The organism is Hahella sp. NBU794 (assembly GCF_050749805.1).
Taxonomy (GTDB): Bacteria; Pseudomonadota; Gammaproteobacteria; order Pseudomonadales; family Oleiphilaceae; genus Hahella.
Map to the genome: position 1 here is coordinate 6,056,829 of NZ_CP192738.1, position 15,744 is coordinate 6,072,572.

A 15,744-nucleotide genomic window follows, 5' to 3' on the forward strand; every position below is an offset into this window, starting at 1 on the left:
CAGACAGAAAAATAAGCCGCTCTAATTTTGCGTTAATTAAACATCGACCTCAGCCAAGTTGTAGTCCGGCTGCAGACAGATTCCAGCTAGCAGGGATCAGGGGTTTCTTTGCGCCTGAAAAAGTCCCTGGAACAGTGACGAGAATAGAGGGAGATTAGTTATGGAAATTACGATAGGGGTCATCGTCGTCACCCGCAGTCGCGGTTTTTTCGAAACCGGACTCAGCGTTTTGAGCGACATTCGCGGTGAAGTATTCCAGCAAGTATCTCTGGATGCGGATATCGAATTCGAAGAAAAGCTGCCCAGCACGCACCCCGTTTATGAAGAAGCCCGCGACAAAGCGGTGCGTTTCCTTGGCAAGCGCAAGGAACGAATCTCCATGCGGGTGATCCAGGCGGACAGCCTTGAGCGGGCGCAGGCGAAAATCCTGCAAACGCCCCTGCTCGGCGTCAACTTTCAAGTGGGCATGGTGTACGTCGACTACGCCGATCCCCAGTTTGAAGACCTGGCGCCACAGCAGATCGACAGGCAATTACAGGCTTTCTACGCAGCGCTGCGGCAGGCGGATATTCCCGTCTTCCAGTCCTCATTTTCGACCGTGGTGTACACCCTGCCGCAACGCCCGCGCATACGGCACCAGCCAATGGAATACATTGAGCGCCAGCTACCGGACGACCGCTCTCTGCTGCAGGCGGATCTGCTGTGTCTGTGGATGGATTTCTTTGAAATGAGTTACGCCAACCGCCGCGTCAAGCCCGCCGCCCGGGTCCTGCCGCACAACACTCTGGGAGAGCATCTGATCAACTTCCTCAGTGCGCGCGCGGGATCGGAATGGCTGGGCTTCTATTTCACCGGCTCGCTGGTCTCCAACATGATCAACCATCTGGAGCAGGAGGCAGAGCGCCGCAATGTGTTACTGCTGCGCGGTCCCAGCGAGCACAGTCTGGCCTGCGGCGCGATGGCCAACTGGCAGTTGTACCGCCGCCCCTTCCTGATCGTGGTCACCAGCGGCATGATCGACGAATTCAAGGGCACCATCGCCAACCTGCGGGAAGCGCGGGCGCAAGGTTTCATCGTCTGCGCGGAAAACCGTCATGATCAATGGTTCGCTTTTCAGGGCACGGTGTCTGCAGAAGAGGATTCACGGGAGGTGATTAAAGCCCGCGGGCTGCCCTGTCTGTACCTCAACGATGTCGATCGCCTGCAGGAAGACCTGCAGAAAGCGATGGAACTATACAACGCCAAGCGCGGTCCGGTGGTGCTGCTGGCCACCCAGGCGGTGTTGGAAGCCTGCAGTCGCTTCGACATTGCTTATCCGCCCGCCCCGCAAGCGCCGGCGGACGCCATACCGGAATCGGTCCAACCGGTGCTGGATCAAGTCATGTCGTTGCTGAATGAGGGCCCGGACAAGCTGGTCTGGCAGTGCGGCGCCATGGATGAAGAAGAACTGGAGCTGACCCTGTCCATCGCAGATCGCGCGGGGATTGCGTTGGTGGATTCGCTGACCTATCCCGGTTCCGTGCCCAAGTTCCGTCATTGCCAGCGCAATCGCAATTACCTTGGCACCCTGGCGGTCTATGGCTACAGCCCACGGGTGTACAACTTCCTGCACACCAACGACAAAATGAACCCACAGTCCGAGCAGTGCCTGTTTTTCATAAAGAGCAAGCTGCATCAAGTATGCACGCCTTTCTCCGATGGCCGTTTGCAGCGCAAGCTGCAGATTGTGCAGCTGACCGAAAATCCCGAGCATATTTCGCCTTACACCGACTTCCCGCTGATGTTGGAGCACAAACAGTTTCTCCGTTACGTGGATAAGCATCTAGCCCCGTCTCCAGAGCTGGTGGCGCGACGTTATCAAGCCATTGCGTCTGTGCCTGACACCCCCTCGGATATGGCGAGCCGCCTGCCGACTACCCCCATGACGCCGAACTATTTCTTCGCCCGCCTCAACAAGCTGATGGAGAAACTGATCGTCGAGCATGGTTACGACTACACCGGTCTCTATGACGTCGGGCGCTGCGGTATTTCAGCCGTGCGCAATCTGGCGCGCACGCGCCGCGGCTTTTCCGGCTGGTACGGACGCGCCCTGATGGGCGACGCCCTCATGGCCAGCATCAGCCTCGCGTTCACCAGCCCTTCCAACGTAGTGGCGTTCATCGGAGACGGCGCCAAAGGCCTCACTCCCGACGTGCTCCCCTCGCTGTTGGAGAACGCCCTGAGCTATCCCGGACGCATGAACCGCAACCTCACCATTTTCTATTTCTGCAATGGCGGACATTCGGTCATTAACACTTACCAGGAGCGCATTCTGTTCAATTACACCTCGCGACAAATGCGACTGGTCAATGTCACCGATCAGGATTGGGAGGACGAGCTGGGCGGTCTGCGTTTCACCTCGCGCACGTTAACCACATTCGATCCGGCGGCGCTCACGTCCGCGCTATTGCGCCCGGGTTGCGTCAATTTGTTCTCGGTGATGGTCTCCCACAACAACGAGGGCGACGGCATCAGTCTAGCCACCGCCACCGGCTGGCAGCGCGATCCAGCCGTTCAGACGCAAGCTGAAGCGAAAGCAGAAACAGCAACGGGGACGGATACAGAAACGGATAAAGAAAGCGCGCAGCCTGTCGTTTAGACGCTGGCGAATAGCAGTTCAGTAAAGGATATCACTGTTATGAAATTCGGATTTATCGGACACCCGACCTCCATCGGGCTGAAACGCTACGTAAAAATGCTCGACTTGCTCGACCGCAGTTCGCGGGACCTGCAAGTGGGCTATCAGCGGGACATTTGGAGCCATCGCAATCTGGTGCCCTTCGTCGATTTCTGCCGCATTCAGTCCCCCGCCGGAGTGAGTTGCGAAGGCATCGTGCATTACCTTCCGCTCACCGCGGAGGAAATGCTGTCCACGCCCCGGGCGGTGCAACAGCGTATTTTCGAAGGCATCGAATCGTTGCAGGCGCAGGGCGCTCAGCTTGTAGGTCTGGGCGGCTTTACCTCCATTATCGGCAAGCGCGGGCTGGTGACGGCGGAGCGCGCCGGCATCCCCGTGACCAGCGGCAATTCTCTCACCACTTACGCGGGCTACACCGTGCTACTGCAGACGCTGGAGCGTTTGCAGCTCGATCCGGCGGACGCGCAGGTGGCGATTGTCGGCTATCCCGGCTCCATCTGTCTGGCGCTGGCCAAACTGTTGCTGCAGCTGGGTTGTCGTCTGGATTTAGTTCACCGGGGTACAGCGGATGATGCGCAACTGCTGGAGCATCTGCCCGAGCATTGGCGCGGCCGGGTCACCTTGTTGAACTCCATGGATGCGGCGTATGAGCGCAATCGTCTGTTCGCCGCCGCCACTTCGTCCGGCGGCGTGATCGATGTATCCCGCCTGTCGCCCGGCTCCATTGTCGTAGACATCGCCCTACCCCGTGACGCGGAACGTCCACCTACGCCCCGCACCGACGTACTGGTGCTGGACGGCGGTTGCGTCACGGCTTCGCCGGATACCAAGCTGGGCGGCGAATCCATGAATATGTCGATCAAGCAGCAGATCAACGGTTGTCTGGCGGAAACCATGGTGCTGGCTCTGGAAGGCCGTGCGGAATGCTTCTCCATCGGACGCGACCTGCCCCCGGAAAAAGTGCTGGAGATTGGTGCGATGGCGGAACGTCATGGCTTCCGCGCCTTCCCTCTGGCGTCCTTTGGCGAGCGCATCAACATCGAACTGATCAACGGCCTGCGTCGTTTTCACCATAGCGGTAAAGCTCAGGCGCCAGGGTATACCCCTTCGGATCTGGCGGCGACAGAGCAGGATTCAGGCGAAGCGCGCCGCTCGCAAACAGTGCAGCGTTTCCGCAGTTACATCAATCCGATGCTGGCGGACTTCCTGCAGATGCAGCGTTGCGACAAAGTCTTCGAACGTGCGGAAGGATGCACCCTGACCGATACGGACGGCGAGCGTTTTCTGGATATGGTGTCTGGATACGGCTGCCTCAATCTGGGCCATAACCCGCAAGTGGTGACGGAGGCGATACAGAAGTACGTCGCCAATATGGGGCCCAACTTCGTGCAGTACGTCTCCCTGCCGGAAGAAACCTCCAAGCTGGCGGAGCGGCTTTGCGCCGTGGCGCCGGGACGCTTCGAACGGGTCTTCTTCAGCAACTCCGGCACGGAAGCGGTGGAGGCCGCGCTGAAACTGGCGAAAGCGGCCAGCCGCCGCTCCCGTTTTGTCTTCGCCAACAACAGTTACCACGGCAAGACACTGGGCGCGCTTTCCGTCACCGGTCGCGAAAAGCATCAGAAGCACTTCCGCCCTCTGCTGCCCGGTTGCACAGGCGTGCCATTCGGCGATCTGGATGCGCTGCGCGTTGAACTGGAGCAAGGCGACGTGTGCGCGTTCATCATAGAGCCGATCCAGGGAGAAGGCGGCGTCTATCTGCCGCCGGACGGCTATCTGAAGGCCACCCAGGAACTGTGTCGGCGCACAGGAACCCTGCTGATCGTGGATGAAATCCAGACCGGCCTGGGACGCACAGGACGCCTGTTCGCCTGTGAATGGGAAGGCGTGGAGCCTGACATCATGGTGCTGTCGAAGTCCCTCTCCGGCGGGCTGATTCCCATTGGAGCCACGCTCAGCTCCGCGCGGATCTGGGACGCCGCCTACGCCTCCACCGGCCGCTTCCTGTTGCATACCTCCACCTTCGGCGGCTGCAACCTGGCTGGCGTCGCCGGACTCGCCGCGCTGGAAGGCGTGATAGAGCAGGATCTGCCCCGCCGCTCGCAAGAGATGGGCGACTACTTCAAAGCCGAGCTGCAGCAAGCCGTGCAAGCCTATCCCTTTATCAAGGAGGTGCGCGGCCGCGGCCTGATGTTGGGCATCCAGTTCAACAATGACTTCAGCGGCGCCGTGGAAGCCTGCGCCCGGGAATTCGGCACGCGTCTGCCGGGAGACTGGCATCTGGCGTATCGCTTTTTCCCTGACGAAGTTCGCGAGCACCTGGCGGCGGCGGTGGACAAGATGGAGGAATCGTTAGCGGAAATGTTCTGCATGCGCTTCGTCACCAAGCTCAGTAACGATCACCGCATTCTGACGTTCGTCACCGCCAACAGCTCCACCGTGATCCGTATCCAGCCCCCGCTGATCATCAGCAAAGAGGAGGTCGATCACTTCGTGAAATCCTTCGCCACCGTATGCGAAGAAATGTCCACTTTTATGAACTAAACAACGCCTTTTTTGAACGCATGGAGAGATAGCGATGGAAATTAGCAAAGATCAAATTGTTGACCTGATGATGGGCTTCTTCAAAACCAAAACCCTGACCGCCGCCTTCGACCTGGGGCTGTTCGACGCCATGGCGGAGGGCCCCGCCTCTCTGGAGGACATTTGCGCACGGGCCAATGCGCCAGTCGCTTCAGGCAAGCGCATGCTGATCGCGCTGCAGGCCATGGGATTGCTGCAACGCGAGGGGGACGCCTATTCCCTGGCTCCGGGCGCCGCGCCCTATCTGGTCAGCCAGTCGCCGCAGTGGCTGGGCTGGCTGGGTCGCCATATCGATGCATTCCTGTATCCGCTGTGGTCCAACACCGCCCAGGCGGTGCGTGACGACAAAGATCAACGGGAGGCGGTATTCGGCGACAAACGCAGCTGGTTCGACATTCTGTATCAGAACCCGTCCGACGTGACGGACTTCCAGGAATTCCTGGGCATCTTCGCCAAGCCCTTTATTGACGGCATGGTGGAAGGCGTGGACTTTTCCGCTTACAGCCGCTTCATGGACATCGGCAGCGGCGTCGGCAGCTTGCCCGTCGCTGTGGCGGAAGCCTGCCCGCATCTGGAGATCGCCATTTGTGAATTGCCCAAGGCGGCCTGCTACGTGCGCGACAAAATCATGTCTGGCGATTTCGCTGACCGCATCAACGTAGTTGAAGGCGACGTCATCACCGGAACCATTCCGCAACAGGAGTACGACCTGATTCATCTGGGTTGGATGTTGCACGACTACGCCCCTGACACGCAGTTGCAGATCCTGCGCAACATCTACGACGCCCTGCCGACCGGCGGCGTCTTCATGGCCAGCGAAACGCCCCTGGACGAGGACGAAAGCGGCCCGCTGTTCACCTCCCTGCTCTCCATCAACATGCTGGTGTCCACGGATGGCGGCGTGGAGTCCACGGCGAAGCAGTACATGCAGCGCTTTGAAGAGGCCGGGTTCAGCAACGTGAGAGTGCTGCGCATCAACGGACCGCGCACGTTATTCGTCGGAGAAAAGGCCTGACCAACGGGCTTCGGCCCGTCTTCCAGTCCCCCCTCAAAAAGGAAGATGCACAATGCTAGAGAACACATTATTAACCTACATTTCCGAGAATTATCTGGGCTCGGACGATCAGGGGTTCAACGCGGACACCCCGATTCTGGAACTCAACATTATTGACTCCGGCTCCCTATTCGATCTGGTGGATTTACTGCGGCGGGAAACTGGCGCATCAATCCCCCTTAATCAGGTTACCCCCGGCAACTTCGCCTCCGTGCGCAAGATGGTGGATCTGGTCACGCGCCTGCAACAACACTAGCCCCGAATATTCAAGGAATGAGGTAACACCATGACAGAACAAGTATTTGCCGATACGCAACAGGCGGAAGAGTCTCTGCGGGAACTGGTGCTGAGCGCCTTGCAACGCCACACGGAGTACGCGCAGGAAGACTTTGACGACGACGCGGACTTCGAGGGCGACCTGGGCGTCGATTCCATCACCCTGGCTTCCGTGCAGGCGGAAATTTATCAAACCCTGGGGCTGCAGAATAAATCAGTTCAGGCGGGCCTGGACAACGTTGGACAACTGCTGCGCCATATCGGTCAACGCCTGCTGAAAGAAGGCCTCAGCGCCGCCACGGTTGCGCAGCAAACGGCGCCTGCCCGCCTCGCTGACGCACAGGACGACGCACTGAGCGCAAACGTGCTCGACGTGTATCAGGCGCACACTGGCTACCGTCGTAGCGAGCTGGATCTGCAAGCGGATCTGGAAGGCGATCTGGGCGTCGACTCGGTGACTCAGGCCGCCGTGCTGGCGGAGATCGCCAAGCTCATGCACATGGAGAAAGCCGGTTTTCCCGCCGGACTGAGCACCATCGCGCAAGTCATCGCCTACCTGCGCGAGATCGGCGCTGACGCCGCTCTGGCTCGTCCCGCTAAAGAAATTGGCGCCGCCCCGGCGTCACAACCGGCTTCCAAGCTATCTGTTTCCAAACTACCTGCTTCCGAACCATCTGCTTCCAAACAACCAGCGGAAGGCCGCGCCAGTGGTGATGGCATGTGGACGGATTTTATCGATCGTCTTAATCAGGACAACGTGAAGGAACCCAGCGACGCGGCGACAGAACTGGCGGACCAGTTCAAGCTGAGCTTCCTCGCCAGCGGTTTTGGACAGAAGGACATATCCGCCCTGCATGACCGTCTGCGCAGTGAGCACGGCATGCCCGCTCACCTGAGCCTGGCGGACTGCGATACCCCCGAGAAGCTGCTGCAATACATCCGCGCCAGCCGTCCGCATCAGGTTGAAGCTCTGGGAACGGAGCATCTGGACCCAACCTACGACGCCAACGCAGCGGCGGAAAACGACCCCCGCACCATGAAAGATTTCGTGAATCTGCCGGACCGGGATCTGTTTCATAAGACCCGGGAGTTCCGCAAATTTTATGTGGCGAAGCAACAGGCGCAGCTGTACTGGTACGGCATGCCTCTGGAGTCCCAATGCCGTAACCGCGCGGTGATCTACGACGAAGTCACCGGACGCCGCCGTGAGTTTCTGATGTTCGCCTCCAACAACTATCTTGGACTGGCCAATCATCCCGAAGTCATTGAAGCCATCGCCGAAGGCGCTCGTCGCTACGGCGCCACCAACACCGGCTGTCGTCTGATCGGCGGCAGCAATGTCTTGCACAAGGAACTGGAGCGTCGCCTGGCCAAACTGAAGGGACGTGAGGCCTGCATCGTGTATCCGTCCGGCTATTCCGCCAACCTGGGCTGTATTTCGGCGCTGGCCGGACGCAACGATCTGGTGTTCACCGACTCCATCAACCACATGAGCATTCAGGACGGCTGCAAACTCTCCGGGGCTTCCCGCAAGATCTATCAGCACAGCATGGAAAGCCTGGAAACCACGCTGAAAAAATACGCCGACCACGACGGCGGCAAGCTGATCGTCACGGACGGCGTGTTCTCCATGCATGGCGATATCGTCGATCTGCCGCGTCTGGTGGAGTTGGCGCAGCAATACGGCGCCCGCGTACTGGTGGATGACGCCCACTCCACCGGCGTTCTCGGCAAAACCGGCTCCGGCACCACCGAGCACTTCAACATGAAGGGCATGGCTGATCTGGAGCTGGGCACCATGAGCAAGGCGCTGGCAGGCGTCGGCGGTTTCGTGTGCGCGGATGAAGACGTGGTGGAATACCTGCGCTTCTATTCCAACTCTTACGTGTTCGCAGCCACGATTCCCGCCGCCGTGGCGGCAGGCGTGATCGCCTCTATCGACGTGATGGAGCGTGAGCCGCAGCGCTTGAGCAAACTCTGGAGCAACATCCATCGTCTGCGCGGTCATTTGCTGGGCGCCGGATTCGATCTGGAGCATTCCAACAGCGCCATTATTCCGGTGGTGGTCGGTGACGACCGCAAAACCCTGGAGCTGGGCCGCGCCGTCCGCGCCCGCGGCATGTACTGCCAGACCGTAGTGTTTCCTGGCGTGGCGGTGGGGGACGCGCGCCTGCGCATCAGCGTCACCAGCGAACACACCGAAGAAGACCTGGATCTGGCGGCGCAGATCATCATCGACGCAGCGAAAGAAGTGAATATTCCCGTCACGCTGTGATCCGATCAACCCGGATGGCGCACCGCCAGCCATCCGGGTTGATGACGTCACTGCGCCAGCTTAATGCAGGATTGGAGGAGAGCAGGCATGAAAGTACAAGAAACGGAAAACGGATTTGTCCCTGTCATCGACTATTTACGACGCTCCGCCGTCAACTTTCCCCAGCGTCCGGCGTTTGTCGGCCCGGAGGAAGTGAGCTACGAGCAGTTCTACGCCAGAGTGCGTCGCTGGTCCGGCTATTTCCGCTATGCCGGTCTGCAGCCAGGGGATCGCGTAGCCATCTGGCTGCCCAAGCAGATCGACTATGTAGTCGCCCTCTACGCCGCCATGGAATGCGGCGGCGTGTATGTTCCCATGGATGGCATGCAGCCGGTGGACCGTGCGCAAAAAATTCTCGCCGGCGCGGAGCCCGCCATTCTGGTCACGGACAGCCCCCGTTTTGAACAACTGGGCGATATGACTTACACGTCATTACGGCTGGCGCTGGTCACCGACTTCCACAAAGTTCCCGATGCGGCGGCGCCCGGCCGTTTCGCGGTCGCGTCACGGGCGTCGGCGGACGCCTTCGAACCTCAGCCGGAGCAAACGCCGCATCATCCCGGCCCACAGGATCTGGCGGCGATTCTATTCACCTCCGGCTCCACCGGCATGCCCAAGGGCGTACAGATCAGTTATGGCAATCTGCACGCTTTTATTGGCTGGGCGCTGCAAGAACTGTCTCTAAGCGAGCGGGACGTCTTTTCCAACCACGCCGGCTTCCATTTCGATCTCAGCACCTTCGATCTGTTCGCCGCAGCAGCGGCGGGCGCGGCGGTCTGGGTTATCGGCGAAGAACAACAACGGGATGTCGCCGCGCTGGCGGAAGGCGTTCGGCGCTATGGGATCAGCGTGTGGTACAGCGTTCCCTCCATCCTGTCACTAATGGTGAACGCAGGCGCTTTGGATACTGACGTCACCGCCTCGCTACGCTATCTGATTTTCGCCGGCGAAGTATTTCCGATTCGCCCTTTACGGGAGCTAAGCCAGCGTCTGCCCGATGACTGCGCGCTCTATAACTTCTATGGCCCAACCGAAACCAATGTCTGCCTTTACTATCGGGTGACGGCGGAAGACCTGCAACGGGATAAGCCGGTGTATATCGGCGTTCCGCTGCCCGGACAAACCGCCCTTGTACTGGACGATCTGGGCCAGCCTGTCAGCGCTCCCGGCGCAATCGGCGAACTGATCATTGAAGGCTCCTGCGTCACACCGGGGTACCGCAATCGCATCGATCCCGCCAACTCCGACAACCATCTACAGGGACGCCATGCGACCGGCGATCTGGTGGGTTACGAAAATGGTTACCTGTACTACCACGGACGTAAAGACCGCATGCTGAAAATCAATGGCTATAGAGTGGAATTGGGAGAGATCGAAGCGGCATTGTCGACCATGCCGGGCATCCGGGAAATCGCCGTGGTGGCGGAAATCACCGAGCAGGCGCAAAACCTCATCGCTTATTTCAGTGCGGTTGATCCGGCCTCTGCGCCCAGTGTGCTCGCCATCAAGCAATACTGTCAGACGCGGTTGCCCCGTTACATGATACCCAAGCTGGTGCGCAAGCTGGACGAACTGCCGAAAAGCCGCAACGGCAAAATTGATTATCTGGCGTTAAAAGCGTTGGCGCTCAAGCCGACCGTTGCGTCAAAGACTCACACAGACCCGGTTGCCTGATATGACTGACGCCAGCTTATTTTCCACCGCCTCACCCGGCTCTCATGACCAGACGTTGCGCGAGCCTGTGGCTATCGTCGGCATCGCCTGCATTACCCCCTCCGCCCAGGATACGGAATCGTTCTGGCGACTGCTTGAGCAGGGCGAACACGCGCCCCTGCGAGCCATGCCTGCGCACCGGATACCGCAAACCAGCGCAGCGGCCAGGGCGCATCTGGACGCTTGGCGCGGTTCATTCTTTACAGAGGCGGAGAGCGACTTCAAACGCTTCCGCATCCCTCCCGCCTACCGCAAATCCGTTTCCCAGATGATGCTGTTACAGCTGCGCGCGGCGGAGCAATGTCTGCGTGACGCAGGCTATCCCGACAAGCTGCCGTCACTGGACGACACGGATGTGTACAGCGGCGCCTGCTTTTGCTTCGACAGCGCGCTTAATAACGCCTTGAAAGTGGAAGGCGTGCGGCTCGCTTATGAGGCCGCAGAGCAACGCTCAGGAGATTGCGAAGCGGACCTGGACGCTATCCGCGAACGTCTGCGTGATCACTTCGGCTTGTCCTCTCATGATCGCGTCGGCGAAATGGCGAGCAGCATCCCCGCCCGCATCGCCTCGCATTTCGGTTTTCGCGGCCGCGCCCAGGCGCTGGAGTCCGCCGACGCCACCAGTTATGTGGTGTTGGAGGCCGCCCTGCTGGCGCTGTCAGGAGGCCAGACCAAAGCGGCGCTGGTCATCGCCGGACAGCGCTATGACAGTCTGCTGCCCGCCCTCGCTCTGGAGAAAAAAGGCTTCGCGTCCGGCGCGCCTTTCACCGCCAATTCACCCGGAGCGCCGTTAGCGGAAGGCGCCACGGCGTTATTATTGAAGAAGCTCAGCGATGCGCGCCGGGATGGCGATCGTATCTACAGCGTCATTCGCGGCGCCGCCAGCGCTCGCCGCGATTCCCCCTCAGGCTACCGCTACGGCGGCGATGCCGCATTGAAGTATCAGGCTGCTGCGGAAGCCTGCCGTCAGGCCAATATCGATCCCGCCAGACAAGGCTACATTGAGTGCGCCTTGCCGGGTCATGTGGAGGAAAGCAAAGCCCTGTTGACCGCGCTGTCGGATTTGCGCCATGACGATAATGTCTCTCTGCGTCTGCGCTCCTGCGTCGCCAACCTGGGGTACGCTTTCGCCAGCGCCGGACTTAACGCCATCGCAGCCGCCAGTCTGGCTCTGCGCCACAGTCGCCTGCCCGGCATGCCGCAAGTGGACGGCCAGGAGTTATTGCTACGCCAGAACATCGACTACGGCGCCGGACGCAGCGAGCCCTGGCCTCAAACGGACGAGCGTATCGCCGGCGTGTGCGGCGGCGGACTGAGCGGCGTCAGCTGGCATTTGGTGCTGTCCAGTCCGGATGCAGTCTCAGCGGACGTAGAAACAATTCCGGCGTCCCAGGAACCCATCGCTATTGTAGGCGTCGGAGGTTCTTTCGGTCCCTGGCGAGACGTCGCAGCAATACGCGCCAGTCTGTGGGACAGCGCCGATGGCGTTCAGCTATTGCCGGAATCAGTACTGCCCCGTCGCGCCTTCTTCAGCGCGGACGCATCGCGACCGTTGAGTTGTTACGCGCAATATGGCGCGGCGCTGGAGCAAAGCGAATTCGACTTATCCCCCTACAAAATCTTCCCACGTCGGGCCGCCGGCATGGACAAAGCACAAAAGCTGGGACTGCAAAGCGCAGCAGAGGCATTGGCTGACTACGGCCTGTCACGCAAACGTCAGCGCCAGGAGGCAGCGGCGGTGTTTATCGCCAGCAACCTGAATCTGGGACGGGAACGCGCACTCTCAGCGGCGCTGCATTATGCCCAGTTGCAGACGCTGTTCGCCGGCTCGCCGCTGGCGGCGTACTTTCAGGACGCCTCAGAAAAACAGCAGCTCTCCCCTGAAGAGGTCGATCACTTCACGCTCGACAGCTTTTCCGCCAGCGGCATCGCAGCGCTGATCTCCAATTGCTTTCAGCTTAACGCCGCCCCCGCCGCCGTTGAAGCGGCCTGCGCCTCCTCCCTGGCGGCGCTGCATAACGCCGTGCTGGCGCTGCGCAGTCATCGCTACGACCTGGTGCTGGCGGGAGGCGTGGAGTTACCGGTGAACATTCGCGACTTAACGCTGTGTTCCGCGCAAATGATGCTGTCGCAACACAAAATTGCGCCTTTCGCCGTAGACGCCGACGGGTTTTCACCCGGAGACGGCGCCGGCATGTTCGTCCTCAAGCGTCTGAGTGACGCATTGCGGGATGGCGATAGTATTTACGCGGCCATCACCGGCGTCGGCGCCTCCTGCGACGCCCGCTCCATGACGGCGCCGGACCCGCAGGGACAGGCCCTGGCCATGCGTAAAGCCTTCGTTCAGGCCGGTTATTCTCCCGCTCGCGTGGAATATGTGGAAACCCATGGCACAGGCACGCGGCTGGGAGATATTGCGGAGCTGACCGCACTGAACGAGGTGTACCAGACACAAGAACGAAGCGGTTCGCTTAAGGTCGGTTCGATCAAATCCAATATCGGACATACCTTCGCTGCAGCTGGGTCAGCCGGCCTATTGAAAACCCTGCTGGCGATCCGTTACGGTGATATCCCCGCCACGCTGTTAAGACGGGAGATGAATCCGGATCTGCCCCTGGCGGAGATTCCCACGGAGCCTGTCACCGCCCTGCAACCCTGGCCATTGGGCGAAGACGCCCGTTACGCCGCCGTCAGTTCATTCGGCACCGGCGGCGTTAACTATCATCTGCTCTTAAAGTCCGTAACCGATACCCATGCGGCGCCGGACGACTCTCAATACACTGCAAATTAAGGAAAGGGAACGAAATGGAAACCATCATTCACAAAATCCGCCTGTTCGATATTGCACAAGCCGACGCCTTTGAGTCCTGGGTGCAAAACGTCGATTACGCCACCTGCCCCGACCTGCCTAGCGTCGTGCGCTTTGACGTGCATCGCGCCTCTCAGGACCCCGCCGCGCCTTATCACTATCTGGAGGTGATAAAGATAACCGATCGCGCCGCCTTTGACGCCGATATGGAAACATCAACGTTCGCCGGATTGGTGCAGGCCTTTTCCCGTATGGCGGAAGTCGTTGAAGAGTTGGCCGGCGAGCAATTGGGCTCGGGCTATGCCGCAGGCTGAGCCTGCCGCGTCCCACCCCCGGCTGCATTCAGGGAAATTACCGACCTCAGACTGGAATCGTTCGCTGATGGTCGGCCCCTGGCGTTTGCACGCAGTGTCGGTGAAGAACTGGCGCAGCCACTTTGAGACCGAAGCGGATCTGCGGCGGGTATTCGACCTGCGCGAACGACGCCATCTGCGCCAGATTCATTTCGCCAAACGTAAGCTGGAATGGGGTGCGGGAAGACTGGCCGGGAAACAGGCGCTCCAGCGTTTGCAGGCGGAGTTGGCGCAGCCGCAGCGCGCCTTACGGGACATCATTATCAGCAATTGCAAAACTGATCCCTATCAAGGCCGCCCGGAAGCCAACATGGAAGGCTACGTCAGCATCAGTCACGCTGGCGACTGGGCGGTGGCGACAGCGGGGCGATGCCCGGTCGGCGTCGATATCGAACCCGTTCGCGCCTTCTGCGGCTCAGTCTGGGAAATGGCGTTCACCCCGGAGGAGCAGCGCTGGTTGTTACGCCGAGGGCGCAACGAACGCGACGCTTCCGCCACCATGACGTGGGCGTTCAAAGAGGCGCTGCTGAAATGCTACGGACGCAGTATTTTTGGCTGGTTCGCTGATGTAGAACTGCATTCGCCGGGAGACACAGGCGCATTGTCCTGGACGCTATCACGACGGCTCAGCCGGGAACTCGGCGCTGTCGCCAATACGCCTCTGGTGGCGATAGCGGACCGATTTCAGGGATGCGCCCTGGTGGTTGTCGGCAGTCCGCCGGAAATCTGCGACCTGCTTAGGGGTTCTTAGTTCGCAAGGAATTTATTAAAAGATTGGAGCTTTATTTATGCCGTCGGATTTCACCCATGAACTTCAGGAAACCGTGGATTTGGCGCGCTGGGCGCCCTCATCCCACAACTCGCAACCCTGGACGTTGATCCATATTCAGGAGTGCGAGCGGGCTAACGCACTCCTCGGGGACCCCCTTCAGGAAGGAGAACAATGCGTCGTCCTGGCGTTGAACAGCGCTCGTAAACTCAAAGCCCTGGAAAGTCTGGAAATCGAAATGCTGATGAGCTGCGGATTATTTCTGGGCTTGTTTTGCATGACGCTGGGCGCCAAAGGCCATGACTGGCGTCTGCGCTGGCTCTGCGAGGACGAAAAAGGCGCCGCCCTCACAGCACTGGAGCAGGAACACGGCTGCCTTGCGCTGACGGCGGTGCGTATAACGCCCGACTGCATTAAGCCCGTCATTGATGCTGAAGCGTGGCGACGACTGGTTCTGCAGCGACGCACCCACCGCGGACCTTTTAAACCATTGCGCATTAGCGACGACGGGTTGCAGAAACTGCTGGCGCGGCGCTGGCCGTTGTCCTTGACTGGCGAGCATTTGCTGATGCGGGTTGAACGCGATCCCGCTACGATCCGTCGCGCGGCGCAACTGGTGAAACAATACGCGGTGCTGGACTTCGCCAACTATAAAGCCTGGCGCGAGACTTATCGCTACATCCATTTTTCTCTGGAAGAAGATGCGGAAGACGGATTCTATCTGCAAAGCCTGCTCGGCCCGCAAAGCAAATGGAGCAGTCTTTTCTACCGCTGCCTCTTGGCGCCGCCGGTCATGCAGGCGCTAAGGCCTTTCGGCGCGCCGCAACGTATGGCCGATCAGCTTGGCGCGCTGGTGGAGGACTCATCGCAATTGCTGTTCTGTCACCTTGGAAACGAGCATATGACGCCCAAAGCACTGACTCAGGCTGGCGCGCGTTTGATGGAGGTCTGGCTTAACGCTCAGGAACAGAAGCTGGCGATACACCCGGCCAGCGTCATGCTGCAGCATGATCAGGCGCGCATTGAGATCGAGCGTCTGCGGGACGAAAACGGGCGCATGATTTTCTTCGCCAGGCTGGGCGCCATCAAAGAAGTTTTCGATAAAAGCCCCAGAAGAAAAACCAACGGCATCATCGCCGCCGGATGACGCACGGAGCCGAAAAGAACAACTCACTCAACGGCCCCGTCAATACCACTTA

The 15,744-nt window shown here is 59.8% G+C and carries 10 protein-coding genes; all 10 read left to right on the forward strand.

Going from position 1 to position 15,744, the window contains the following annotated elements; translation table 11 throughout:
* The first annotated feature begins 160 nt into the window (after positions 1 to 160).
* The 10 genes from ACQYWX_RS26410 to ACQYWX_RS26455 all read left to right on the forward strand — a co-directional run bounded on the left by ACQYWX_RS26410 (position 161) and on the right by ACQYWX_RS26455 (position 15,692).
* Positions 161 to 2,638, forward strand: coding sequence for a biosynthesis protein PigD (locus ACQYWX_RS26410; RefSeq protein WP_431686918.1), 2,478 nt, complete (start codon positions 161 to 163; stop codon positions 2,636 to 2,638).
* A gap of 39 nt (positions 2,639 to 2,677) precedes the next feature.
* The gene (locus tag ACQYWX_RS26415; RefSeq protein WP_431686919.1) at positions 2,678 to 5,218 is read left to right on the forward strand and encodes an aminotransferase class III-fold pyridoxal phosphate-dependent enzyme; all 2,541 of its coding nucleotides are present in this window, start codon (positions 2,678 to 2,680) and stop codon (positions 5,216 to 5,218) included.
* A gap of 34 nt (positions 5,219 to 5,252) precedes the next feature.
* On the forward strand, positions 5,253 to 6,272 hold the full coding sequence (locus tag ACQYWX_RS26420; RefSeq protein WP_431686920.1) for a methyltransferase: 1,020 nt from the start codon (positions 5,253 to 5,255) through the stop codon (positions 6,270 to 6,272).
* 52 nt (positions 6,273 to 6,324) lie between these two features.
* Positions 6,325 to 6,567: an acyl carrier protein gene (locus tag ACQYWX_RS26425; protein WP_216738632.1), complete on the forward strand. Its 243-nt coding sequence runs from the start codon at positions 6,325 to 6,327 to the stop codon at positions 6,565 to 6,567.
* A gap of 30 nt (positions 6,568 to 6,597) precedes the next feature.
* Positions 6,598 to 8,862 carry an aminotransferase class I/II-fold pyridoxal phosphate-dependent enzyme gene (locus ACQYWX_RS26430; protein ID WP_431686921.1) on the forward strand — a complete coding sequence of 755 codons (2,265 nt, stop codon included), beginning with the start codon at positions 6,598 to 6,600 and terminating at the stop codon, positions 8,860 to 8,862.
* A gap of 87 nt (positions 8,863 to 8,949) precedes the next feature.
* On the forward strand, positions 8,950 to 10,575 hold the full coding sequence (locus tag ACQYWX_RS26435) for an amino acid adenylation domain-containing protein (protein ID WP_431686922.1): 1,626 nt from the start codon (positions 8,950 to 8,952) through the stop codon (positions 10,573 to 10,575).
* Position 10,576: 1 nt separating this feature from the next.
* Positions 10,577 to 13,405 carry a polyketide synthase gene (locus ACQYWX_RS26440; RefSeq protein ID WP_431686923.1) on the forward strand — a complete coding sequence of 943 codons (2,829 nt, stop codon included), beginning with the start codon at positions 10,577 to 10,579 and terminating at the stop codon, positions 13,403 to 13,405.
* 14 nt (positions 13,406 to 13,419) lie between these two features.
* On the forward strand, positions 13,420 to 13,737 hold the full coding sequence (locus ACQYWX_RS26445) for a RedY protein (protein ID WP_216738628.1): 318 nt from the start codon (positions 13,420 to 13,422) through the stop codon (positions 13,735 to 13,737).
* Positions 13,724 to 14,527 (forward strand): 4'-phosphopantetheinyl transferase family protein, encoded by an 804-nt coding sequence (locus ACQYWX_RS26450; RefSeq protein WP_431686924.1) that lies wholly within the window; start codon positions 13,724 to 13,726, stop codon positions 14,525 to 14,527. The genes ACQYWX_RS26445 and ACQYWX_RS26450 overlap by 14 nt, the downstream gene beginning before the upstream one ends.
* Positions 14,528 to 14,564: 37 nt before the next feature.
* Positions 14,565 to 15,692 carry a nitroreductase family protein gene (locus tag ACQYWX_RS26455; protein WP_431686925.1) on the forward strand — a complete coding sequence of 376 codons (1,128 nt, stop codon included), beginning with the start codon at positions 14,565 to 14,567 and terminating at the stop codon, positions 15,690 to 15,692.
* Positions 15,693 to 15,744 lie beyond the last annotated feature (52 nt).

Coding starts and splice junctions, on each gene's coding strand:
- ACQYWX_RS26410 (WP_431686918.1), top strand. CDS start 161: ATGGAAATTACGATAGGGGTCATCGTCGTCACCCGCAGTCGCGGTTTT.
- ACQYWX_RS26415 (WP_431686919.1), top strand. CDS start 2,678: ATGAAATTCGGATTTATCGGACACCCGACCTCCATCGGGCTGAAACGC.
- ACQYWX_RS26420 (WP_431686920.1), top strand. CDS start 5,253: ATGGAAATTAGCAAAGATCAAATTGTTGACCTGATGATGGGCTTCTTC.
- ACQYWX_RS26425 (WP_216738632.1), top strand. CDS start 6,325: ATGCTAGAGAACACATTATTAACCTACATTTCCGAGAATTATCTGGGC.
- ACQYWX_RS26430 (WP_431686921.1), top strand. CDS start 6,598: ATGACAGAACAAGTATTTGCCGATACGCAACAGGCGGAAGAGTCTCTG.
- ACQYWX_RS26435 (WP_431686922.1), top strand. CDS start 8,950: ATGAAAGTACAAGAAACGGAAAACGGATTTGTCCCTGTCATCGACTAT.
- ACQYWX_RS26440 (WP_431686923.1), top strand. CDS start 10,577: ATGACTGACGCCAGCTTATTTTCCACCGCCTCACCCGGCTCTCATGAC.
- ACQYWX_RS26445 (WP_216738628.1), top strand. CDS start 13,420: ATGGAAACCATCATTCACAAAATCCGCCTGTTCGATATTGCACAAGCC.
- ACQYWX_RS26450 (WP_431686924.1), top strand. CDS start 13,724: ATGCCGCAGGCTGAGCCTGCCGCGTCCCACCCCCGGCTGCATTCAGGG.
- ACQYWX_RS26455 (WP_431686925.1), top strand. CDS start 14,565: ATGCCGTCGGATTTCACCCATGAACTTCAGGAAACCGTGGATTTGGCG.